22 protein-coding genes are annotated in these 22,714 nt (G+C 63.4%); 17 read left to right on the forward strand and 5 right to left on the reverse strand.

Features of this window, described 5'->3' with window-relative positions:
* Window positions 1-133: 133 nt before the first annotated feature.
* Window positions 134-1,015, reverse strand: a complete 882-nt coding sequence (locus tag RFM52_RS31780; protein ID WP_320297618.1) for a LysR family transcriptional regulator — start codon at window positions 1,013-1,015, stop codon at window positions 134-136.
* Window positions 1,016-1,377: 362 nt separating this feature from the next.
* On the opposite strand from RFM52_RS31780, the gene RFM52_RS31785 reads away from it, so the two are divergent.
* Window positions 1,378-2,874: a CoA-acylating methylmalonate-semialdehyde dehydrogenase gene (locus RFM52_RS31785; RefSeq protein ID WP_320297619.1), complete on the forward strand. Its 1,497-nt coding sequence runs from the start codon at window positions 1,378-1,380 to the stop codon at window positions 2,872-2,874.
* A 314-nt stretch (window positions 2,875-3,188) separates the two neighbouring features.
* Window positions 3,189-3,494, forward strand: coding sequence for a hypothetical protein (locus RFM52_RS31790; RefSeq protein WP_320297620.1), 306 nt, complete (start codon window positions 3,189-3,191; stop codon window positions 3,492-3,494).
* A 35-nt stretch (window positions 3,495-3,529) separates the two neighbouring features.
* On the opposite strand, the gene RFM52_RS31795 is transcribed toward RFM52_RS31790, so the two are convergent.
* Window positions 3,530-4,330, reverse strand: a complete 801-nt coding sequence (locus tag RFM52_RS31795; RefSeq protein WP_320297621.1) for an SDR family oxidoreductase — start codon at window positions 4,328-4,330, stop codon at window positions 3,530-3,532.
* Window positions 4,327-4,656 (reverse strand): nuclear transport factor 2 family protein, encoded by a 330-nt coding sequence (locus RFM52_RS31800; RefSeq protein WP_320297622.1) that lies wholly within the window; start codon window positions 4,654-4,656, stop codon window positions 4,327-4,329. Before RFM52_RS31800 ends, RFM52_RS31795 begins: the two co-directional genes overlap by 4 nt.
* Window positions 4,657-4,735: 79 nt before the next feature.
* On the opposite strand from RFM52_RS31800, the gene RFM52_RS31805 reads away from it, so the two are divergent.
* Together RFM52_RS31805 and RFM52_RS31810 are read left to right on the forward strand one after the other, a co-directional pair.
* The gene (locus tag RFM52_RS31805; RefSeq protein WP_320297645.1) at window positions 4,736-5,113 is read left to right on the forward strand and encodes a winged helix-turn-helix transcriptional regulator; all 378 of its coding nucleotides are present in this window, start codon (window positions 4,736-4,738) and stop codon (window positions 5,111-5,113) included.
* A 304-nt stretch (window positions 5,114-5,417) separates the two neighbouring features.
* Complete coding sequence (locus tag RFM52_RS31810; protein WP_320297623.1) at window positions 5,418-5,735, forward strand: hypothetical protein; 318 nt, start codon at window positions 5,418-5,420, stop codon at window positions 5,733-5,735.
* Window positions 5,736-5,756: 21 nt separating this feature from the next.
* Here RFM52_RS31810 and RFM52_RS31815 read toward each other — a convergent pair whose 3' ends face one another.
* The gene (locus RFM52_RS31815; protein WP_320297624.1) at window positions 5,757-6,461 is read right to left on the reverse strand and encodes a GntR family transcriptional regulator; all 705 of its coding nucleotides are present in this window, start codon (window positions 6,459-6,461) and stop codon (window positions 5,757-5,759) included.
* Between the two features lie 69 nt (window positions 6,462-6,530).
* Here RFM52_RS31815 and RFM52_RS31820 point away from each other — a divergent pair, with 69 nt between their 5' ends.
* The 13 genes from RFM52_RS31820 (at window position 6,531) to RFM52_RS31880 (ending at window position 21,610) form a co-directional block, all read left to right on the forward strand.
* Window positions 6,531-7,466, forward strand: coding sequence for a dihydrodipicolinate synthase family protein (locus RFM52_RS31820; protein ID WP_320297625.1), 936 nt, complete (start codon window positions 6,531-6,533; stop codon window positions 7,464-7,466).
* A 14-nt stretch (window positions 7,467-7,480) separates the two neighbouring features.
* The gene (locus tag RFM52_RS31825) at window positions 7,481-8,791 is read left to right on the forward strand and encodes an NAD(P)/FAD-dependent oxidoreductase (RefSeq protein ID WP_320297626.1); all 1,311 of its coding nucleotides are present in this window, start codon (window positions 7,481-7,483) and stop codon (window positions 8,789-8,791) included.
* 13 nt (window positions 8,792-8,804) lie between these two features.
* Window positions 8,805-9,806: a 4-hydroxyproline epimerase gene (locus tag RFM52_RS31830; protein WP_320297646.1), complete on the forward strand. Its 1,002-nt coding sequence runs from the start codon at window positions 8,805-8,807 to the stop codon at window positions 9,804-9,806.
* Window positions 9,807-10,316: 510 nt separating this feature from the next.
* Window positions 10,317-11,219, forward strand: coding sequence for a branched-chain amino acid ABC transporter permease (locus tag RFM52_RS31835; protein ID WP_320297627.1), 903 nt, complete (start codon window positions 10,317-10,319; stop codon window positions 11,217-11,219).
* Between the two features lie 5 nt (window positions 11,220-11,224).
* Window positions 11,225-12,820 (forward strand): high-affinity branched-chain amino acid ABC transporter permease LivM, encoded by a 1,596-nt coding sequence (livM, locus tag RFM52_RS31840; RefSeq protein ID WP_320297628.1) that lies wholly within the window; start codon window positions 11,225-11,227, stop codon window positions 12,818-12,820.
* Window positions 12,820-14,232 (forward strand): ATP-binding cassette domain-containing protein, encoded by a 1,413-nt coding sequence (locus RFM52_RS31845; RefSeq protein WP_320297629.1) that lies wholly within the window; start codon window positions 12,820-12,822, stop codon window positions 14,230-14,232. The genes livM and RFM52_RS31845 overlap by 1 nt, the downstream gene beginning before the upstream one ends.
* Window positions 14,232-14,960: an ABC transporter ATP-binding protein gene (locus RFM52_RS31850; protein ID WP_320297630.1), complete on the forward strand. Its 729-nt coding sequence runs from the start codon at window positions 14,232-14,234 to the stop codon at window positions 14,958-14,960. Before RFM52_RS31845 ends, RFM52_RS31850 begins: the two co-directional genes overlap by 1 nt.
* A 14-nt stretch (window positions 14,961-14,974) precedes the next feature.
* A complete protein-coding gene (locus tag RFM52_RS31855; RefSeq protein ID WP_320297631.1) occupies window positions 14,975-15,322 on the forward strand; it encodes a DUF6867 family protein in 348 nt (115 codons plus the stop codon).
* A 136-nt stretch (window positions 15,323-15,458) separates the two neighbouring features.
* Window positions 15,459-16,580 (forward strand): branched-chain amino acid ABC transporter substrate-binding protein, encoded by a 1,122-nt coding sequence (locus RFM52_RS31860; RefSeq protein WP_320297632.1) that lies wholly within the window; start codon window positions 15,459-15,461, stop codon window positions 16,578-16,580.
* 272 nt (window positions 16,581-16,852) lie between these two features.
* Window positions 16,853-20,311, forward strand: a complete 3,459-nt coding sequence (pyc, locus tag RFM52_RS31865) for a pyruvate carboxylase (protein WP_320297633.1) — start codon at window positions 16,853-16,855, stop codon at window positions 20,309-20,311.
* A gap of 268 nt (window positions 20,312-20,579) precedes the next feature.
* Window positions 20,580-20,840: a DUF2312 domain-containing protein gene (locus tag RFM52_RS31870; protein ID WP_095767239.1), complete on the forward strand. Its 261-nt coding sequence runs from the start codon at window positions 20,580-20,582 to the stop codon at window positions 20,838-20,840.
* A 22-nt stretch (window positions 20,841-20,862) separates the two neighbouring features.
* A complete protein-coding gene (locus RFM52_RS31875; protein WP_320297634.1) occupies window positions 20,863-21,303 on the forward strand; it encodes a hypothetical protein in 441 nt (146 codons plus the stop codon).
* Between the two features lie 10 nt (window positions 21,304-21,313).
* Window positions 21,314-21,610 (forward strand): hypothetical protein, encoded by a 297-nt coding sequence (locus RFM52_RS31880; RefSeq protein ID WP_320297635.1) that lies wholly within the window; start codon window positions 21,314-21,316, stop codon window positions 21,608-21,610.
* A gap of 265 nt (window positions 21,611-21,875) precedes the next feature.
* Here the strand turns inward: RFM52_RS31880 and msrB are convergent, their stop codons facing one another.
* On the reverse strand, window positions 21,876-22,280 hold the full coding sequence (gene msrB, locus RFM52_RS31885) for a peptide-methionine (R)-S-oxide reductase MsrB (protein WP_320297636.1): 405 nt from the start codon (window positions 22,278-22,280) through the stop codon (window positions 21,876-21,878).
* Window positions 22,281-22,714: the final 434 nt, after the last annotated feature.

The following is a 22,714-nucleotide window of genomic DNA, read 5'->3' on the forward strand; positions in this document are numbered from 1 at the left end:
AGAATGACGATCGCGATGGGCGTTTCGGCCAATCTCCAAGGCATGCCACCTGCCAATGCAAACAGAGCCGATCGGTCAAGATTTCTGTACCGGGGAACTGGTATGTTTCGCTTAAGCGGTCCTGGACCATGCCCTAAACAAACAGGCCCCGTTCCCGCTCCACCGCCTTGGTGATGAAGTTTGCGACGAGCTGGACGCGGCGCAGCGGCCTCACCGATTCGTGATAGACCAGCCAGTAGGCGCGGCGGATGGGCGCGACGATGTCGACGGGCACAAGCTCCGGCATCGAACGGGCGACGAAAGTATGCAGGATGCCGATGCCGGCGCCGGAGCGAACCGCCTCGGCCTGGCCGAGCGCCGAGGAGATGGCGAAGCTGGTGCGCCATTCCGCGCTGAACTCGGCGGCATAGTCGAGCGAGGGGCTGACGATCAGGTCCGGCACATAGCCGATCAGCGTATGGCTGCCGAGCTCGGCCGGCGTCTTGGGCAGGCCGTTGGCGTCGGCATAGGCGCGGGAGGCGAAGAGACCCAGCGTGTAGTCGACCAGCTTGCCGGCCACCAGCCGCCCTTCGGTCGGCCGCTCGACGGTGATCGCGATATCGGCCTCGCGCCTGGACAGCGAGAAGGAGCGCGGCACCGGCACCAGCTGGATGGTGAGCTCACGATGCAGCGCCGTCAGCTCGCCCAGCCGCTTTGCCAGGAAAGCGACGCCAAATCCGTCGGGCGCGCCGATGCGCACGGTTCCCGAAATGTCGTCGCCCTCGCCGGCGATGGTCGAGCGCGCGGCGATCATGTCGCCTTCCATGCGCTCGGCTATGTCGAGGAAGCGCTCGCCGGCCGGGGTCAGTTCGCTGCCGGTGGTCAGGCGGCGGAAGAGCTTTGTCCTGAGCGCTTCCTCGAGCGCGACGATGCGGCGCGAGACGGTCGCATGGTTGAGCTCCAGCCGCTTCGCCGCGCCGAGGATCTGCCCTGCACGCGCCACGGCGAGGAAGATGCGGACGTCATCCCAGTTCATGGGCGTGGTCCGCGCTGTGATTAGCAAGGTCGCGTTCCTTCACGCCCCCCTCTGTCCTGCCGGACATCTCCCCCTCTAGGGGGGAGATTAGCAGCTTCGCCAGCGGCGCCTTCTTCTGCATCGGCGATTGGCGAAACCCGCCGCGACATCTGATCTCCCCCCTAGAGGGGGAGATGTCCGGCAGGACAGAGGGGGGCGTGACAAAACTCAACCTGAGAAATCCTCGCAGGAGGTATTGCGACAATTAATGCACACTCCGGCGTCGTTGTCTATTTTTCGCACAACGGTTGCGATCTTCCTCGCGTTGCCATCGCGGCCGCAAAGGCGGACAATGCGCCATCACCAGAAAAGGGAGAGAAAGCATGATCGAATACGGTCATTTCATCGGCGGCAAGCGTGTCGCCGGCACCAGCGGCCGCAAGCAGGATGTGATGCAGCCGATGGACGGTTCCGTGCGCGGCACGGTGGCGCTCGCTTCGCAGGCGGAACTGCGCGCCGCGGTCGAGAACGCCAAGGCGGCGCAGCCGAAATGGGCCGCCACCAACCCGCAGCGCCGCGTGCGCGTGCTGATGAAATTCCTCGAACTGGTCGCCCGCGACTATGACGAGCTGGCCGACATCCTGGCGCGCGAGCACGGCAAGACCATCGCCGACGCCAAGGGCGACATCCAGCGCGGCCTCGAAGTGGTCGAGGTCTGCATCGGCGCCCCGCACATGATGAAGGGCGAGTTTACCGACGGCGCCGGCCCCGGCATCGACGTCTATTCGATGCGCCAGCCGCTCGGCGTCGTCGCCGGCATCACGCCGTTCAACTTCCCGGCCATGATCCCGCTGTGGAAGATCGCGCCGGCCATCGCCTGCGGCAACGCCTTCATCCTGAAGCCGTCCGAGCGTGATCCGGGCGTGCCGATCCGCATCGCCGAATTGTTCATCGAGGCCGGCCTGCCGGCGGGCATCCTCAATGTCGTCAACGGCGACAAGGAAGTGGTCGACGCTATCCTCGACGATCCGGACATCAAGGCGATCGGCTTCGTCGGCTCGACGCCGATCGCGCACTACATCTATTCGCGTGGCACCGCGGCCGGCAAGCGCGTGCAGTGCTTTGGCGGCGCCAAGAACCACATGATCATCATGCCCGACGCCGACATGGACCAGACGGTCGATGCGCTGATCGGCGCCGGCTACGGCTCGGCCGGCGAGCGCTGCATGGCGATCTCGGTGGCCGTGCCGGTCGGCAACGACACCGCCAACCGGCTGATGGAAAAGCTGGTGCCGCGCGTGGAAAGCCTGAAGGTCGGCCCGTCGACGGACTCTGCCGCCGATTTCGGCCCGCTGGTGACGGCCCAGGCGCTGGAGCGCGTCAAGGGCTATGTCGACATCGGCGTCAAGGAAGGCGCCAAGCTCGTCGTCGACGGCCGCGGCTTCAAGATGCAGGGCTATGAGAACGGCTACTATATGGGCGGCTGCCTGTTCGACAACGTCACCGCCGACATGCGCATCTACAAGGAAGAGATATTCGGGCCGGTGCTCTCGGTGGTGCGCGCGCCGCGCTACGAGGACGCGATCAAGCTCGCCAACGACCACGAGATGGGCAATGGCGTCGCCATCTTCACCCGCGACGGCGATGCCGCGCGCGACTTCGCATCCAGAGTCCAGGTCGGCATGGTCGGCGTCAACGTGCCGATCCCGGTTCCGATCGCCTACTACACCTTCGGCGGCTGGAAGGCGTCGTCCTTCGGCGACCTCAACCAGCACGGCCCGGACGCGTTCCGCTTCTACACCAAGACCAAGACGGTCACCTCGCGCTGGCCGTCCGGCATCAAGGACGGCGCCGAGTTCGTCATCCCGACGATGAACTGACCGGACGGAGTTCCTAACCAAGATTGAGGAAGCGCGGTGCAAACCGCGCTTCTTTTTTATGGGTGCCATAGGACCCACGGGCGCGGCGCCTAAAAACCGTCGCCCAGGAGGTCGTAGCATGGCGCAGTACAACTCTAGGCACATGCTTTCCGGCGCGACGCGTCCAGGGTGCATCCGCACCTTCTAATAATTCCATTGCCGTGTGATGGAACCAACAGACCACCCTCCGTCTTAGGCTGTATTCCTGCCATGCGCAGGCAATCAAACAGCGCCGGTGGCAGCCGGGGTTCTCGTCTGGCGCGAGGAGGTGTCAGATGACACGATTTCTTATGGCGACAATGCTGGCTGCGGCGGCGGTGATAACCGGTGGAATCGCGCCGGCGAATGCGGCGGCACAATGCGCGGCGCGCGCGGATATCATCAAGGCGCTTGGCGCCAAGTTTCACGAGAGCGAAGCCGGGCGCGGCCTGATCAATCCGAACGTCGTGCTCGAGATCTTCGTTTCCGATCAGGGAAGCTGGACCGTGCTCGCTTCTGACACCAAGGGGCAAAGTTGCGTGCTCTCCGTCGGTGAGGGTTGGGACAGCCCGACGATCACGGCGGCGATGCCAGGCGCTTGAACCAACGGCTGCGATGCAGAGAGGCCTGGCGCCGCTCAGACCGTCGGGATCGTGCCGCCATCGATGACATATTCGGCGCCGTGGATCGCCGACGCGCGATCCGAAACCAAAAACGCCACCAGCTCTGCGACCTCTTGTGGCCATGCCGGCCGACCGATCGGGATGCCGCCGAGTGCCTCCATAATACTTTGACGCGCGGTTTCCTCGTCCGAACCGGCGTGAGCGGCCAGGCGCTTGACCATGGCTTCCGATGCGGTGGTATGGATCCAGCCCGGCGCCACGGTGTTGACGCGTATACCCTTGGGGCCAAGCTCCTTGGACAATGCCTTGCTGTATGCGGAAAGCGCAGCCTTGGCGGCCGCATACGCCATGGTGGATTCATGCAGCGGCAGCCGACGCTGGATCGACGAGATATGGACGATCGCGCCTGAGCCTTGCTCCACCATTCGGGGGACGAGCAAGCGGTCCAGCCTGACGGCGGCTAACAGGTTGAGGCTGAGTTCCTCCTGCCAGGCCTGATCGGAGAGCGCCGCAAATCCGCCGCCCGGGCTCTTCGATCCGCCGACGCTGTGAACGATGATGTCGACGCCGCCAAACCGGTCGATCGTGGCCGCGGCAACTTCGGTTGCGCCTTCCAGGGTGCTGACGTCGGCCCGCACGAACAGCGTGGACGACGATGTCCCGCTCGCCGAGCGGGCGGTCGTGGCGACCGTCGCGCCCGCCGCGGCTAGCCGGTGGACGATGGCTTCGCCCGCGCCTTTGGTGCCTCCGGTGACCAAGACGCGCTTGCCCGCGAGTTCGTGGCCGTCGATCTCGAACTTCTGCCGGATGGTCATGCGCCGATCTCCAGCTTCTCGATCCGGTCGCCGGCCAGGGTGAAATTGTAATGAAGCGTCGCCGGGCTGCCGGGAAAATTGCCAGAGACGATACCGGCGACCCGCCATGCATCGCCATTGAGGGCGGCATCGGCGACTTCGACCGTCACCCGGTACTTGCGCGTGGTCGCCTCCATCCAGGCGCGGATGGCGGCCGATCCGCTATACGTCTCGCCTTCATCTCGGACCTTGGCGTCCGGCGAGAAAACGGCGAGCATGGCGTCGATGTCGTGACGGTTATTGGCGGCAAAATAGGCCGTCAGCGGCCAGGGAAGGTCTCTGGTCATGGCTTATCTCCGTTTGGGTTCCGGCGCTCGTCGAGGCGTCGGAGCTTGTCCGGTCTCTAAATTGCGTTATGCTGTGGAAATGACAAGAACCGACGAAAAAGTAAGGTACTTACCTGAAAGTAAGTCTGCGACTTTGACGCCTTCGTCCGCGGCGATCGGTGTCGAGAACGTGCTGCGTATTCTCGAGGGCCGGTGGAAACTGGTGATCCTGTTTCATCTGTTCGGCGGCAAGGTGCTGCGCTTCTCCGACCTCGAACGGGCTATTCCCGCGATCTCGCAAAAGATGCTAATCCAACAGCTTCGGCAGATGGAGGCCGACGGGATTGTCCGCCGCATCGTTCACCATCAAGTACCCCCAAAGGTCGAGTATTGCCTGACCGATTGGGGCCAAGCCCTTTGCCCGGCTCTCGATGCCTTGTTGAAATGGGCGGCGCAAAAGGAATCCAGCGGGAGCTGACGTCGAGCCCGGATGGGGCGTGGCGACCGTCTCCGGATGGCCATTCGACAGCGGTTGTCCCGCAGGGAACTGGACCAGAAAATGGGCGTGCCCGAGGGCAGCCCCAACAGGCCAAGGATGACGCTTGTTTTAGGGTCGGGACTTCACCATATCGAATCCAGGGAGTCATGATCTCCCTGGGACAGACCGGAAACCAGAAGGAGCGACGTGATGAAGACGTCCAATCCGGCCTGGAGCCTTCCGGCATACTGAGGCGGCCGAATGTGCCTCCCTTGCCGGAATGCGAAGGCGAAGGAGGTGCCCCATGGCACGCGATTTTTCGTTTCGGTGGGTCAAGCTTACAGCTGTCGGCGCCGTGATGGCGCTGTCGGCATTGCCGGCGTGGGCGCAAGTGATCTGCGGCGGCCATGACTATCTGGTCGCGAGGCTGGCGGCGGCATTCGAGGAGAAGCGGTTGGGCTACGGTGTGGCCGGACAAGCCGCCATCTTCGAGGTGTTCGTCTCGCCGAGCGGGACCTGGACCATCCTGATGACCGACGTCAAAGGCCAGAGTTGCATCCTGGCGGCGGGCGACGGATGGGAAGACACGCGGGCCACCGCGGTCGGGCAGCCGGGCGGCTGAGGGGTCAGGCGCTGACCCCGTTCACCGTGTGGCGGCTACCTCGGCATGGCCGCGCAGCAGCGCCATCAGCTTCTTGGCGTCCTTGGCTGCGCCTTCCTCGTCGCCGTCTAGGATGGAACGGATCAGCGCCACGTGGTGCTCGGCCGATTCGGCGAGCCCGGTGTCGGCCTTGTAGCGATACCAGAAGCGGCGGCTGTGCGTCTGCAAGGGGGCGGCGACGCGCGCCGCGAAGGGGTTGTCGGCGGCGATGGCCAGCGCTTCGTCGAGCGCCTTGTCGGCCTGGATGAAGGCAAGCACGTTGCCGGAGATCACCGCCTTCTGCATCGCGAGCGCCGCCTCGTGGAACAGGTCGGCGGCCTCGCGGGTGACGAAGCGGGCGGCCGAACGGGCGAGCACCACCTCGATGCCGCGCCGCGCATCCAGCACCCGCAGCCAGTCGCCGGCGTGAAGTGGAGCGACCGCGATACCCGCGCGGGGTCTAATGTCCAGAAGTCCTTCCCAGGCGAGCCTCTGGATCGCCTCGCGCACGGGGGTGCGTCCGAGGCCCAGCCGCTCGATCAGCGCGCCTTCGGTGACGAAGCTCGACGGCGCCAGTTCGAGCGTGACGATCATGTGCTCCAGCGCGCGATAGGCCTTGGTCGCGGCCGGCTCGAAGGTCGCGTTCGCCTCAGCGGATATCAGTGGGGAGATCAACGGCGGGCTCCTGATATATTTTTCATATATCATAATCGATTCAGCGTTGACTCGCCAATCCTTAATAGATATACGGCTGATATATCAGAGGAGAGACAAGCCATGTGGACCGGAGTTTTCCCCGCCGTCACGACCAAATTCACCACCGACGACCGTCTCGACCTTGCCGAGATGGAGCGCTGCTACGGGCTACAGATGGAGGCCGGCTGCGACGGCATCATCGTGTGCGGTTCGCTCGGCGAAGGGCCGATGCTGTCGCCTGACGAGAAGATCGAGGTGCTGAAGACGGCGCAGAAAGTCGCCGGCAAGAAGCCGGTGCTTTTGACCGTCAACGAGCCCGGCACCCGTGAGGCGGCTGTTATCGCCAAGCGCGCCGCCGAGGAAGGCGCCGACGGGCTGATGGTGGTGCCGAGCCCGATCTACCACACCGACCCGCAAGAGACGGTCGCCGCCCTTCGCGCCGTCGCGGAAGCCGGCGACCTGCCGGTGATGATCTATTCCAACCGGCTCGCCTATCGCGTCGACGTCACCGTCGACCTGATGGAGGAACTGGCGTCGGACAAGCGCTTCGTCGCCATCAAGGAATCCTCCGACGACATCCGCCGCTCGACCGAGATCATCAACAGGTTTGGCGACCGCTACGATCTCTTCACCGGCGTCGACAATCTCGCCTTCGAGGCGCTGTCGGTCGGCGCCATCGGCTGGGTCGCCGGTCTCGTCACCGCCTTCCCGCGCGAGACGGTCGCCATCTATCAGCTGATGCGGCAGGGCCGCCGCGAGGAGGCGCTGGCGATCTATCGCTGGTTCCGGCCCTTGCTCGACCTCGATGTCTCGACCTATCTGGTCCAAAACATCAAGCTTGCCGAAGTGCTGGCGATCGGTACCAATGATCGCGTGCGCATGCCGCGCCAGCCGCTGTCGGGCGAACGCCGCAAAGCGGTCGAGAAGATCGTGCGGGATGCGCTGGCGGTGCGGCCGACGCTGCCGTCGCTCCAGCTGTCTCCTCGATCGGCGGAGAAGATGGTCGCAGCCGAGTAAAGGACAGCACCGACGTGCCAGGAAATTCCAACTCCCCAGGACAAGGGCTCCGCTCCGCTACTGGGACATCTTCTCCCCGTGAGCGGGGAGAAGAGGAAGACATCGCCATCATCGGCGGCGGCATCGTCGGCATCTGCGCCGCGGCCCTGCTCTCAGAAGTGGGTCGCAGCGTCACCGTCTTCGACCGCACCGGCATCTGCGAGGAGACGAGCTCCGGCAACGCCGCCGCCTTCGCCTTCTCCGACGTGCTGCCGCTGGCGCATAAGGGGATGATCCGGCAATTGCCGAAGTGGCTCGCCGATCCGCTGGGGCCGTTGGCCATTCCGCCGGCTTATCTGCCCAAACTCCTGCCCTGGCTGATCCGCTTCTGGCGGGCGGGCGCAGCCAAGCATTACGAGGCGAGCCTGGCGGCGCAGGTCGGCATGATGAAGCTCGCCGAAGCCGAATGGATGGACCTGCTCGACCGCTCCGGCACGCGGCCGATGCTGCGCGAGGATGGCTCGCTCGAATTCTATGAGAGCGAGGCGGAGTTCCGCGCCTCGCTGTCCGGCTGGGCCGAGCGCGAGCGTTTCGGCATCGGCTTCCGCCATGTCGAGGGCGAGGAGATGGCCGCACTCCAGCCGGGCCTTGCGCCACGCTTCGTCAAGGGCACCTTCGTGCCCAGCTGGAAAACGGTCGCCGATCCCAAGCTGCTCGGCAAGGCGGTCTGGGCCTATGCGGAAAAGCTCGGCGCCCGTTTCGAGCATGCGCGGGTCGAGCGCGTGGAGGCGGGCGCGAACGGCGCGACGATCGTTCTGGCCGACGGCACCAGGCGCACGGCGAAGAAGCTCCTGATCGCCGCCGGGGCCTGGTCGCATCTCCTGGCAAAGGATCTCGGCGACCGTATCCCGCTCGAAACCGAGCGCGGCTACAACACGACGCTGCCGGTGTCCGCGTTCGACGTGAAGCGGCAGCTGATCTTTTCCGGGCATGGCTTCGTCATCACGCCGCTGGAAACAGGAATACGCGTCGGTGGCGCGGTCGAGCTCGGTGGCATCGAGCGGCCGCCCAACTTCGCCCGTTCAAAGGCGATGCTGGAGAAAGCAAAACGTTTCCTGCCCGGGCTCGATCCGTCGGGTGGCCGCGAGTGGATGGGTTTTCGCCCCTCGCTGCCGGATTCACTGCCGGTGATCGGCGCGGCGCGCGCGCCAAACGTCTATTACGCCTTCGGCCACGGCCATCTCGGCCTGACCCAGTCGGTGGCGACCGGCCGCTTGATCCGCGATCTCGTTCTCGGGCAGACTCCGCCGCTCGATCTCACCCCGTTCCGCGCGCAGCGTTTCTGAAAAAGAGAATATGATGGCCAAAAAATCCTTCTTCTGCATCGACGGCCACACCTGCGGCAACCCGGTGCGGCTTGTCGCCGGCGGCGGGCCGCTGCTCGAGGGTTCGACGATGATGGAGCGGCGGGCGCATTTCCTCGCCGAATATGACTGGATCCGCACCGGTCTGATGTTCGAGCCGCGCGGCCATGACGTGATGTCGGGCTCGATCCTCTATCCGCCGACGCGCGAGGACTGCGACATCGCCATCCTGTTCATCGAGACCTCGGGCTGTCTGCCGATGTGCGGCCACGGCACCATCGGCACGGTAACGATGGCGATCGAGCATGGGCTGGTGAAGCCGAAGACGCCGGGCGTGCTGAGGCTCGACACGCCGGCCGGCCTGGTCATCGCCGAATACAGCCAAGTCGGCGAATATGTCGAGGAGGTGCGCATCACCAATGTGCCTTCCTTCCTCTATGCCGAAGGCCTGACCGTCGAATGCCCGGTGCTCGGCGAGATCAGCGTCGATGTCGCCTATGGCGGCAATTTCTACGCCATCGTCGAGCCGCAGCAGAATTACCGGGACATGGCCGATCATACGGCCGGCGACCTCATCGCCTGGAGTCCGGTGGTGCGGCAGCGGCTCAACGAAAAGTACTCCTTCGTGCATCCGGAGAATCCCGGCATCAACCGGCTGTCGCACATGCTGTGGACCGGCAAGCCCAAACATGCCGAGGCCGACGCGCGCAATGCCGTCTTCTACGGCGACAAGGCGATCGACCGCTCGCCTTGCGGCACGGGCACTTCGGCGCGCATGGCGCAGCTCCATGCCAAGGGCAAGCTCAAACCCGGCGACAGTTTTGTCCATGAATCGATCATCGGCTCGCTGTTCAAGGGCAGGGTCGAAAAGGAGGTCAGCGTCGCAGGCAAGCCGGCGATCATTCCGTCGATCGGCGGCTGGGCTCGCATGACAGGGCTGAACACGATCTTCATCGACGACCGCGATCCGTTCGCGCACGGGTTCATCGTCACCTGAGACGATCAGCCGGTATGCGCTTTGGAGTCGCTTTCCGCCGCTTGAGGGGAGCGAAAAGCACAGTCTCAATGGAGAAGGCAGCTCTGCTTACTGAGGCTTCGCTTCAAGGCTTTTCTATTCGCGCGCGGTGCCTTCCACCGAAGGCGCGTTGCCGTCACATGGCCGTCACAGATGACGGAAACCTGACCTTGCGGAAGCCGCGACGGTTCCAAAAGCTGCACCCCCATCCGCGCAAGGATTCTTCTTATCAACTTATTTTGACGCTGATTTCTTCGATGCGGGGGTCATCATAAGGTTGAATCGTCAAAGACATTGCGTTGTGCCAATGCTAGGGTCCGCAATAGTCCAGGGGTCGGGCGCGAAAAAAACGGGCAATCGGACGGCGTGCTTCCAAACCACGCGGAGCGATTGAAAAATCACGTTGCAATCCGGGCTCGAAACTTTACGACTAGGGGAAATACGAAAAGGAATGCGTCCTGAAAGGCGACATTCCAGGGGAGCCGCTTAAATATGCAGTACTTCGTCCAGCAGCTTATCAATGGGCTGACGTTGGGGTCGATCTATGGCCTGATCGCGATCGGCTATACGATGGTCTACGGCATCATCGGCATGATCAATTTCGCCCATGGCGACATTTTCATGGTCGGCGCCTTCACCGCCCTCATCGTCTTCCTGATCCTTGGCGCATTGTTCTATTCGGTGCCGGTCGTGGTGGCGCTTCTGATCATGATGATCGTGGCGATGCTGTTGACCAGCCTCTACAACTGGACGATCGAGAAGGTGGCCTACCGGCCGCTGCGCGGTTCGTTCCGGCTGGCGCCGCTGATCACCGCCATCGGCATGTCGATCGCGCTTTCCAATTTCGTGCAGGTCACGCAAGGGCCGCGCAACAAGCCGATCCCGCCGCTGGTCAGCCAAGTCTACACGATCGACGGCATCAGCATCTCCCTGAAGCAGATCATCATCGTGATCGTCACCATCGTGCTGCTGGCAATCTTCTGGTACCTCGTCAACCGAACCGCGCTGGGCCGCGCGCAACGCGCCTGCGAGCAGGATCGCAAGATGGCCGCGCTGCTCGGCATCGACGTCGACCGCACAATCTCCATCACCTTCATCATGGGCGCAGCTCTTGCCGCCGTCGCCGGCACCCTGTTCCTGATGTATTACGGCGTCGTGGTGTTCTCGGACGGCTTCGTGCCGGGCGTGAAAGCCTTCACGGCGGCCGTGCTTGGCGGCATCGGCTCGCTGCCCGGCGCGGTGCTCGGAGGACTGCTCATCGGCTTCATCGAGAGCATGTGGTCGGCCTATTTCTCGATCGACTACAAGGACGTCGCCGCCTTCTCGATCCTGGCGATCGTGCTCATCTTCCTGCCCTCCGGCATCTTGGGCCGGCCTGAAGTCGAAAAGGTCTGATCCGCATGGCCGTTACCGTATCTTCGGAGCGCGACACCGTCGCTACTCCCGTCCAGCGCGCTTTTCGCGAAGCGCTCTATGCGGGCGCCATCTCGCTCGGCCTGTTCGTGCTGTTCATCGGTCTCAGGACCGACCAGAACATCTCCAACGAACTGATCCTGGTGAAGCGCTGGGGCCTGCTTGCCCTAGTGGTCATCGCCACTGCCGTGGGCCGCTTCCTGTATATCGCCTACGGCCAGCCCTTCGTGGCCAGCCTGAAGGTCGCCAACATCGACACAGGCCTGCTGCCCGACACCATGGCGGCACGCTTCTTCAGGACGCCTTACTTCATAGCAGCGGTCGTTGTCGCAGCCTTGCTGTTTGTGCTGGCCGGCTCGCTTGACGGGCTGCTCGGACCCGACCTTGCCGGCTACGCACGCTTCGTGCGGGCGCTGGCGATCATCTATGCCGTCGCCTGGGTAATGTATTATTTCCGGGCCTTCATCCACGCCCATTTCTCGGCGTTGGGCATCAGTGCTCTGGCGCTCTATCCGATCGTCGTCGTGCTAGTGCTTGCGCTGATAACAGGTTCGATGGCGGGAGGCTTTCAGGGCTCTCTGAAGTGGGTCGACAATTTCGGCATACAGATCCTGATCTACGTGATGCTGGCCTGGGGGCTGAACATCGTCATCGGCCTCGCCGGCCTGCTCGATCTCGGTTATGTCGCCTTCTACGCTGTCGGCGCGTATGCCTACGCGCTGCTCGGCACGCATTTCGGCCTGTCGTTCTGGATCCTGCTTCCGGCCGCCGGCTGCATGGCCGCCTTCTGGGGCGTGATGCTCGGCTTCCCGGTGCTCAGGCTTCGGGGCGATTATCTGGCGATCGTGACGCTGGCCTTTGGCGAGATCATCCGCCTCGTCTTGATCAACTGGCGCGACGTGACCAACGGCTCGGCCGGTATATCCGGCATTCCAAAGGTCTCCTTCTTTGGACTGATGTCGTTCAACGTCTCCGATCCGAACTACATCGCCAAGGTGCTGCACATCGCCACGTCGAGCGCCTATTACAAGATCTTCCTTTACTATCTGATCCTCGGACTCTGTCTTTTGACCGCCTTCGTTACCATCAGGCTGCGCCGGTTGCCGGTCGGCAGGGCGTGGGAAGCATTACGCGAGGACGAGATCGCCTGCCGCTCGCTCGGCATCAACACCACCACCACCAAGCTGACGGCGTTCGCCACCGGCGCCATGTTCGGCGGCTTCGCCGGCTCGTTCTTTGCCGCACGGCAAGGTTTCGTCAGCCCCGAATCCTTCGTCTTCCTGGAATCGGCGATAGTGCTTGCCATCGTCGTGCTCGGTGGCATGGGTTCGCTGGTCGGCATCGCCGTAGCGGCACTGGTGATGATCGGCGGCACTGAAGCGCTGCGAGAGCTCGACTTCCTGAAGCGGGTCTTCGGTCCCGATTTCACGCCTGAACTCTACCGCATGCTTCTGTTCGGCATGGCCATGGTGATCGTCATGCTATGGAAGCCGCGCGGCTTCGTCGGCAGTCGCGAGCCGACAGCCTTCCTCAAGGAGCGAAGAGCGGTCTCAGCCTCCTTCACCAAGGAGGGCCACGGCTGATGAACGCACAAGCTTCCATGAGCGATTTCATTCTGCAGGTCGAGCATTTGTCGATGAAGTTCGGCGGCCTGGTCGCCATCGGTGACCTGTCGTTCCAGGCCAGGCGCGGCGAGATCACCGCGTTGATCGGGCCGAACGGCGCCGGCAAGACGACGGTGTTCAACTGCATCACCGGCTTCTACAAGCCTACCGAAGGCATGATCACGCTCAACAAACGCGACGGCTCGACCTATCTGCTCGAGCGCCTGCCCAACCACGAGATTCCGGCCCGCGCCAACGTGGCGCGCACTTTCCAGAACATCCGCCTGTTCTCCGGCATGACGCTGTTGGAGAACCTTCTGGTGGCGCAGCACAACAAGCTGATGAAGGCCTCGGGTTACACTTTCCTCGGCCTGTTCGGCTTCCCGAGCTATCGCCGGGCTTCGGCCGAATCGATCGATCTCGCCAGGCACTGGCTGGAGAAGGCCGACCTTGTCGACCGCGCCGACGATCCCGCCGGCGATCTGCCTTATGGCGCGCAGCGGCGCCTGGAAATCGCGCGCGCCATGTGCACGGGGCCGGAGCTTCTGTGCCTGGACGAGCCGGCCGCCGGCCTCAATCCGAAGGAATCGGCCGCGCTCAACGAGCTGCTGATGGGCATCAAAAGCACCGGCACGTCGATCCTGCTCATCGAGCACGACATGTCGGTGGTGATGCAGATCTCCGACCATGTCGTGGTGCTCGAGTACGGCCGCAAGATTTCCGACGGCAACCCCGCGTCGGTCAGGACCGATCCGCGCGTCATCGCCGCCTATCTCGGCGTCGACGACGAGGAAGTAACAGAAGTACTGACCGAAGTCGGCGACGAGGATGTCATCGAGCAGCTCGATACGGGCCCCGACTCCGCGCATGGGCCGGGAAATTCCGCTTCGATGATGGCCGGGCCGATTTCAGATAGTGTCGAACACGGCGACGAGGGCGAGCGGGTCACGGTGTCGAAGGGCGCCTCGAAAGCGGCGCAGGTCGATGCGCGCGCCGCGTCAATCGCCAGCAAGCCGGTGGCCGCTGCGAGCCCGGCGGCCGCGGCAAAGCTGGCGGCGAAGAAGCCGGTAAGCGCGCCGGCGAAAAAGGCCACCGCAAAGGCCCCGGCCGCGAAAGCCGGCATCTCCAACCGCCTCGACGCGCCGCGTGGCGGCAAGGCAGACAGCCTGATCCGCATCAAGGGCATCGGCCCGGTCAACGAGCGCAAGCTCAACGAGCACGGCATCTTCCATTTCGACCAGATAGCGGCCTGGAAGAAGGCCGACGTCGAGGCGGCGGAGGCCTATCTCGCCTTTGACGGGCGTATTGCCCGCGAAGACTGGATCGGCCAAGCGAAGACGCTGGCGAAGGAAGTGGCGGCCAAGCCCGCGACGCGTGGAGGGCGCAAATAATGGCCGGCACAACGCTGCTCGATATCAAGGGCGTGCAGACTTTTTACGGCAACATCCGGGCGCTGAACGGCGTCGACGTCAGCGTCAACCAGGGTGAGATCGTGGCGCTGATCGGCGCCAACGGCGCCGGCAAGTCGACGCTGATGATGACCATCTTCGGCGCCCCGCGGGCCCGCGCCGGCACCATCACCTTCGCCGGCACCGACATCACCCAGTTGCCGACGCACGAGATCGCCCGCATGCGCATTGCACAGTCGCCGGAGGGACGCCGCATCTTCCCGCGTATGACGGTGATGGAAAACCTGCAGATGGGAGCCAGCCTCGACAACCTCAAGCATTTTGACGAGGACGCCGAGAAGGTGTTCGCGCTGTTCCCGCGGCTGAAGGAGCGCATTAACCAGCGCGGCGGCACGCTGTCGGGCGGCGAGCAGCAGATGCTTTCGATCGGGCGCGCGCTGATGGCGCGGCCGAAGCTTTTGCTGCTCGACGAGCCCTCGCTTGGTCTTGCGCCGCTGATCGTCAAGCAGATCTTCGACGCCATCCGCGAGCTCAACAAGACGCAGGGGCTGACCGTGTTCCTGGTTGAGCAGAACGCCTTCGGCGCGCTCAAACTCGCCACGCGCGGCTATGTCATGGTCAATGGCAATGTGACGATGAGCGGCACCGGCAAGGAACTGCTCGCCAATCCGGAAGTGCGCGCCGCCTATCTCGAAGGCGGACATCACTGAGAGAGGTTTTCATCATGCAGGGTATTATCTACGAAGAAGCCTCGATCTGGCATTTTCTCTTTGTCACCGGGCTGCTCGGCGGCGGGGCCGCATGGATGACCGGCAAAGCCGTGGCCCAGACCTGGGGCACTCACGTTCGGCTGTTGCTGTTTATGCTCGGCCTCGGCATCGGGGTAAGGTTCATCCATCATGCGCTGTTCGACGGCACGATGTTCTCGCTGCACTACTATATCGTCGACACCATCGTGCTGATGGTCCTGGGCTTCCTCGGCTATCAATACACGCGCACCAACCAGATGGTCACACAGTATAATTGGCTCTACGAAAGAGCTTCCTTATTAAGCTGGAAACCGAAAGGTTGACATTCACCATTACGCTGTTTCGGGGATGAATCGGCGTGACAAGTGCCTGAAAATCGGCATTCTATGCTTTCTGCGATAAGGGTGGGCATCGCATGAAAGTATCATCCACGCCCACTCCGTAAATGGGAGCGTTTCAATGAAAAAATCACTCTTGTCCGCCGTGGCGCTGACCGCGTTTATCGCGTTCAGCGGCAGCGCGTGGGCCGCCGACCTCCTGATCGGCGTCGCCGGTCCGATCACTGGCCCGAACGCCGCCTTCGGCGCGCAGTTGCAGAAGGGCGCGGAACAGGCGATCGCCGACATCAATGCGGCGGGCGGCGTTAATGGCCAGCAGCTCAAGCTCGAGATTGGCGACGACGTCTCCGATCCCAAGCAGGGCATCTCGGTCGCCAACAAGTTCGTCGCCGACGGCGTGAAGTATGTCGACGGCCACTTCAACTCGGGCGTGACGATCCCCGCGTCGGAGGTCTATGCGGAAAACGGCATCCTCGTCATGACGCCGGCGGCGACCAATCCGAAGCTCACCGAGCGTGGCCTCTGGAACACCTTCCGTACCTGCGGTCGCGACGACCAGCAGGGCAAGGTGGCTGGCGATTACATCGCCAAGAACTTCAAGGACGCCAAGATCGCGATCGTCCACGACAAGACGCCTTACGGCCAGGGCCTCGCCGACGAGACCAAGAAGAACCTCAACGCCAACGGCATCAAGGAAGTGATGTATGAAGGCATCAATGTCGGCGACAAGGACTTCTCGGCCCTCATCGCCAAGATGAAGGAAAACGGCGTTACCCTGATCTACTGGGGTGGCCTGCACACCGAAGCCGGCCTGATCATCCGTCAGTCGGCGGATCAGGGCCTGAAGGCGCCGCTGTTCTCGGGCGACGGCATCGTCTCCAACGAACTGGCCTCGATCGCTGGCGACGCCGTTGCCGGCACGCTCAACACCTTCGCTCCGGATCCGCGCAAGAATCCGGCCGCCAAGGAAGTGGTGGAGAAGTTCCGCGCCGCCGGCTTCGAGCCGGAAGCCTACACGCTCTACTCCTATGCCGCCGTGCAGATCATCGCCCAGGCCATCACCAAGGTCGGTTCGGCCGACGATGCGCAGAAGGTTGCGGAAATGATCAAGTCCGGCGGTCCGTGGAAGACGGCCATCGGCGAGATCGGCTACGACGCCAAGGGCGACATCACCCGTCCGGACTATGTCATCTACGAATGGAAGAAGGGTGACGACGGCAAGTACAGCTACTTCGAGAAATAAGCCGGCAAACTCAAGCCGACCTGAACGGGATGCCCGGCGCTTGCGCCGGGCATTTTCGTTTTGCGGTGAGGCCGACCGGAAAGCTCCGCGCCGCGTGCTCGGGAACGCCCGTCCACCGCCCACTGCCGGTCGTCGGAGAACGGCAATAAAAGTTTGGCGCAAACAAGCGACCTAAATCGTTTTAGGTGTCGCTCAAATTTGTTTGCACTGCAGCATTTTCACGCTAATCATTGCGCCGGTTCATCTTCCCTTACGCTGCTGGAGCTCAGTCCTTGGCCATCACGAAGATCCTCGTCGCCAACCGGTCCGAAATCGCCATCCGCGTGTTCCGCGCTGCCAATGAGCTCGGCATCAAAACCGTGGCGATCTGGGCGGAGGAGGACAAATATTCGCTGCACCGCTTCAAGGCCGACGAGAGCTACCAGGTCGGGCGAGGACCGCATCTGGCCAAGGACATGGGGCCGATCGAAAGCTACCTGTCGATCGACGAGGTCATCCGGGTCGCCAGGCTGTCGGGCGCCGACGCCATCCACCCCGGTTACGGGCTGCTGTCGGAAAGTCCGGAATTCGCCGAGGCCTGCGCCGAAGCCGGCGTCACCTTCATAGGCCCGAAGCCGGAAACCATGCGCCGTCTCGGCAACAAGGTCGCGGCGCGCAACCTGGCGATCGAGGTCGGCGTCCCGGTCGTGCCGGCAACCGATCCGCTGCCGGACGACATGGACGAGGTCAAGAAGCTCGCCGCGAAAATCGGCTATCCGGTGATGCTCAAGGCCTCGTGGGGAGGCGGCGGGCGCGGCATGCGCGCCATCCGCGCCGAGGCCGACCTCGCGCGCGAGGTCATGGAAGGCAAGCGCGAGGCCAAGGCCGCCTTCGGCAAGGACGAGGTCTATCTCGAAAAGCTGATCGAGCGCGCCCGCCATGTCGAGGTGCAGGTGCTGGGCGACACCCACGGCAACGCCGTGCACCTGTTCGAGCGCGACTGCTCGATCCAGCGCCGCAACCAGAAGGTCGTGGAGCGCGCGCCGGCGCCCTATCTCAGCGAAGAGCTGCGCCAGGAGCTTTGCGGCTATGCGCTCAAGATCGCGCATGAGACCAGCTATATCGGGGCCGGCACGGTCGAGTTCCTGCAAGACGCCGACACCGGCAAGTTCTATTTCATCGAGGTCAATCCGCGCATCCAGGTCGAGCACACCGTCACCGAGCAGGTAACCGGCATCGACATCGTCAAGGCGCAGATCCATATCCTCGACGGCTTCGCCATCGGCACGAAGCAATCGGGCGTGCCGGCGCAGAAGGATATCAGGCTCAACGGCCATGCGCTCCAGTGCCGTATCACCACCGAGGATCCGGAGCACAATTTCATCCCGGATTATGGCCGCATCACCGCCTATCGCGAGGCGGCAGGCTTCGGTATCCGGCTCGACGGCGGCACCGCCTATTCTGGCGCGGTCATCACCCGCTTCTACGATCCGCTGCTGGAAAAGGTGACGGCCTGGGCGCCGACGCCGGGCGAGGCGATCTCGCGCATGAACCGGGCGCTGCGCGAGTTCCGCATCCGCGGCGTGGCCACCAACCTCACCTTCCTCGAAGCGATCATCAACCACCCGCGCTTCGCCGACAATTCCTACACGACCAGGTTCATCGACACGACGCCGGAACTGTTCGAGCAGGTGAAGCGGCAGGACCGCGCCACCAAGCTGCTCAACTACCTCGCCGATGTCAGCGTCAACGGCCATCCCGAGACGCGCGGCCGGCCGATGCCGAAGGCCAATGCGGCCGCACCGGTGGTGCCCTATCTCAACGGCCATATTCCGGAGGGCAGCAAGCAGAGGCTCGATGCGCTCGGCCCCGAGAAATTCGCGACCTGGATGCGCGCAGAGCGCCAGGTGCTGGTCACCGACACGACGATGCGCGACGGCCACCAGTCGCTGCTCGCCACGCGCATGCGCACGCATGACATCGTCGGCATCGCCGGCACCTATGCGCGGGCGCTGCCGCAATTGCTTTCGCTGGAATGCTGGGGCGGCGCCACCTTCGATGTCGCCATGCGCTTCCTCACCGAGGACCCCTGGGAGCGGCTGAGCAAAGTGCGCGAGGCCGCACCCAACCTTCTGCTGCAGATGCTGCTGCGCGGCGCCAACGGCGTCGGCTACACCAACTATCCCGACAATGTCGTCCAGCATTTCGTCAAGCAGGCGGCAAGCGGCGGCGTCGACCTGTTCCGCGTCTTCGACTGCCTGAACTGGGTCGAGAACATGCGCGTCGCCATGGATGCGGTCGGCGCCGAGGGCAAGCTGGTCGAGGCGGCGATGTGCTACACCGGCGACATCCTCGATCCGGCGCGGGCCAAGTACGACCTCAAATACTATGTCGGGCTGGCCAAGGAGCTGGAGGCCGCCGGCGCGCATATCATCGCCGTCAAGGACATGGCCGGCCTGCTGAAGCCGGCCGCGGCGCGCGTGCTGTTCAAGGCGCTGCGCGAGGCGACCGACCTGCCGATCCATTTCCATACGCACGACACGTCGGGCCTCTCGGCGGCGACAGTGCTTGCGGCGGTGGAAAGCGGCGCCGACGCCATCGACGCGGCGATGGATTCCTTCTCCGGCAACACCTCGCAGCCCTGCCTCGGTTCGATCGTCGAGGCGCTGAAGGGCACCGAGCGCGATCCCGGTCTCGATCCGCAATGGATCCGCCGCATCTCCTTCTATTGGGAAGCGGTGCGCAACCAGTACGCCGCCTTCGAGAGCGATCTCAAGGGGCCTGCCTCGGAAGTCTACCTGCACGAAATGCCGGGCGGCCAGTTCACCAACCTCAAGGAACAGGCGCGCTCGCTTGGGCTGGAGACGCGCTGGCACGAGGTCGCGCAGGCCTATCACGACGTCAACCTGATGTTCGGCGACATCGTCAAGGTAACGCCCTCGTCCAAGGTGGTCGGCGACATGGCGCTGATGATGATCAGCCAGGATCTCACCGTCGCCGATGTCGAGAACCCGGCCAAGGACATCGCCTTCCCGGATTCGGTCGTGTCGATGCTGCGCGGCGATCTCGGCCAGTCGCCCGGCGGCTGGCCGGCGGCGCTGCAGAAGAAGGCGCTGAAGGGCGAGAAGCCGATCACGGTTCGACCGGGCTCACTGCTAAAAGCAGCCGACCTCAAGGCCAGCCGCAAGGATATCGAGACGAAGCTCGACCGCAAGCTCTCGGAATACGAGTTCGCGTCGTGGCTGATGTATCCGAAGGTGTTCACCGACTTCGCCGCGGCGCAGGAGACCTATGGGCCGGTGAGCGTGCTGCCGACGCCGACCTATTTCTACGGCATGAAGTCGGAAGACGAGATCTTCCTCGACATCGAGAAGGGCAAGACCCTGGTGGTTCGCTGCCAGGCGTTCGGCGATGTTGACGACAAGGGCATGGTCACCGTGTTCTTCGAGCTGAACGGCCAGCCGCGCCGCGTCAAGGTGCCGGACAGGGCGCATGGCGCTTCCGCGGCCAAGGCGCGCCGCAAGGCCGAGCCCGGCAATGAGGGGCATGTCGGCGCGCCGATGCCAGGCGTCGTGTCGGCGCTTGCGGTGGCGGCCGGACAGGTGGTCAAGGCGGGCGACGTGCTCTTGTCGATCGAGGCCATGAAGATGGAAACCGCGCTGCACGCCGAACGCGACGGCGAGATCGCCGAGGTGCTGGTCAAGGCCGGCGACCAGATCGATGCGAAGGATCTGTTGATCGCATTCAAATAGGCGCGCCGATATTCAGGTGAGGCCGGCCTGCAAACGCTGGCCTCCTGCGCTTCCGGTGCTCACGTACTTCACGTACGCTCCGCTCCGGTTCTCGGAAGCCGCCGTTTTCGACTCGGCCTGACCTGAATCTCGACGCACCTTAAGATGTGCCTGGCCGTCCACAGCCGCTCGACAAGTGTCTTGACCCGCCGCGTCCGCTCGGGCAGGGAACCCGCTCCAATTTGCCGTGGCGGGAATCGCCACGGCTCCAGAAGACGCGGAGAGAAAAATGGCCGACGAAATCACCGAGACCAGCCAGACTGTAGCCGCCGGCCAGCTGCGCACCATCATCGAGCGCATCGAGCGGCTCGAGGAAGAGAAGAAGACGATCTCCGACGACATCAAGGATGTCTATGCCGAGGCCAAGGGCACCGGCTTCGACACCAAGGCGATCCGCACCATCGTGCGGCTGCGCAAGAAGGACCAGGCCGAGCGCCAGGAAGAAGAGTCGATCCTGGATCTCTACAAGGCCGCCCTCGGCATGGCGTAAGCCTCGTGGCCGGGAGCCGGCCATGAACGAATTCGACTTCGGCGGCCGTCGCGCCTCGGAGTTCCGCCATCGTGGCTTCTGGGTGCTGTTCGCCGAACGTCACCCGCAAGAAAAGGGAAGGCTCGCGCGACGCGGGCCGTGGTTCTGGCAGCGCGGGCTGCCGGATTTCGCTTTGGTCCTTTCGATGTATGTCGCGCCGGCGCAAAACCATGTCGGCGTCTTCTTCGGGCGCAATGAGAAGTTCGGCGCCACGGAATCATGGTCGCGATTGAAACCGTTCCAGCCGGCGATCGAGGCGAGGCTGAAGCTCAAGCCCGAGCAGAGCTGCGAAGGTCTCGGCATCAACTCGATTTGGCGGGTGAACTGCTATGCCGAGGACAACTGGCCGGCCATGACCGACTGGCTGGTGACGGAATGCTCACGCTTCGAGGAAGCCGTGACCGACGTTCTGGGGCAGAGATAGGGCGCCGGTGATGACGGACTTTTTCCGTACGCGGTGGAGAGGTGAAGCGCCGCTCGACCGGCTGTTCTGGCACGACATGCTGCTGGTTGGGACGATCCTGAGCCTCGCCTCTTCGGCGCTGGCGCTGATCCTGCTTGGGCTGAAGCTGCCGCTCTGGCTGGTGCTGACGGCGCATTTCCTCCCCGTTCCCTACAACATCTTCCTGACCATCGCCGTCTGGCGGACGGCGGAGAAGAGCGGCGGCCTGAAGGCGCAGCTGATGATGTTGGGCTCCGCGCTCTGGCTGATCGCGACGGCCGTCGTCTAATGCATGTCGCGCAAAAGTGACCTCGGTTTTGCGATGACGACATGCATCAAACAAACACCTAAAGCACGTTGTGTGAATCCGTTTTCACGCGACGCGCTTTAGTGCGTTTCACCGTTTCACGGAAACGGCAAACCGCACTATCTCCTTGTTTTGACGCAATTTCGGACGGAAAACCGCTCACACTTTTCCTGAAATTGCTTTAGAGACCTGGCCCGCATGAAAAAGTGCGGCCGGAGCCGCCCTTTGCGAAGTCATTCCCGAGGCATCAAGCTGTCGGCTCGAAGCGCAACGCCACGCCGTTGATACAATAGCGCAGGCCGGTCGGCGGCGGGCCGTCCTCGAAGACATGGCCGAGATGGCTGCCGCAGCGCGCGCAATGGCATTCGGTGCGGACCATGCCGTAGCTGCGGTCGACGGTGGTCTCGATCGAGCCCGCGACCGGGTCGTTGAAGCTCGGCCAGCCGGTGCCGCTCTCGAACTTCAGCTTGGATTCGAACAGCGGCTGGTCGCAGCCGACGCAGTAGAAGGTGCCGGCGCGCTTCTCATGGAGCAGGGCGCAACTGCCGGGGCGCTCGGTGCCGTGGTTGCGCATCACGGCATACTGCTCCGGCGTCAGCTTGGCGCGCCATTCGGCATCGGTGCGGGTGACGGGATAGGCGTGGGTGTCCATGAAATCTCCTCGGCCTTGGCGGCTCGTTGTTGCTTGCAACGGGTATTCGTCAAAACATAGGCGTTTGTTACAAACGCCGCCAGTGAGAGCGTCCCCGACACAGGGATTTTGAAAGGCTGCCATTTGTCTTGGCGCAGGATTTTCCGTTCATTTTCCGTGAAATCAGCGCAAACGCCGGAGATTGGTTGAAGCCGCCCAACGTCGTCGTTCTATGGCGGAGCAAGGAGCGAAGCGACGCGGCGCAGACCATAGAATCCATTCCGTGACTTCGAAGCGTTGCTGCGGTGCAGAATTCTGCTCCGCAGCGCCTTCGACCAAGGTAACGAAATGGATACTAGGGTCTACGCGGTACGCTTCGCTTCCCGCTCCGCCCTAGAATGATGGGTGGACGGCCCCTTGCGGCATCGAATGTGCCAAACTGGGCTGTGATTAAC

It is taken from the genome of Mesorhizobium humile (assembly GCF_033977215.1).
In the GTDB taxonomy this organism is placed as follows: Bacteria; Pseudomonadota; Alphaproteobacteria; order Rhizobiales; family Rhizobiaceae; genus Mesorhizobium; species Mesorhizobium humile.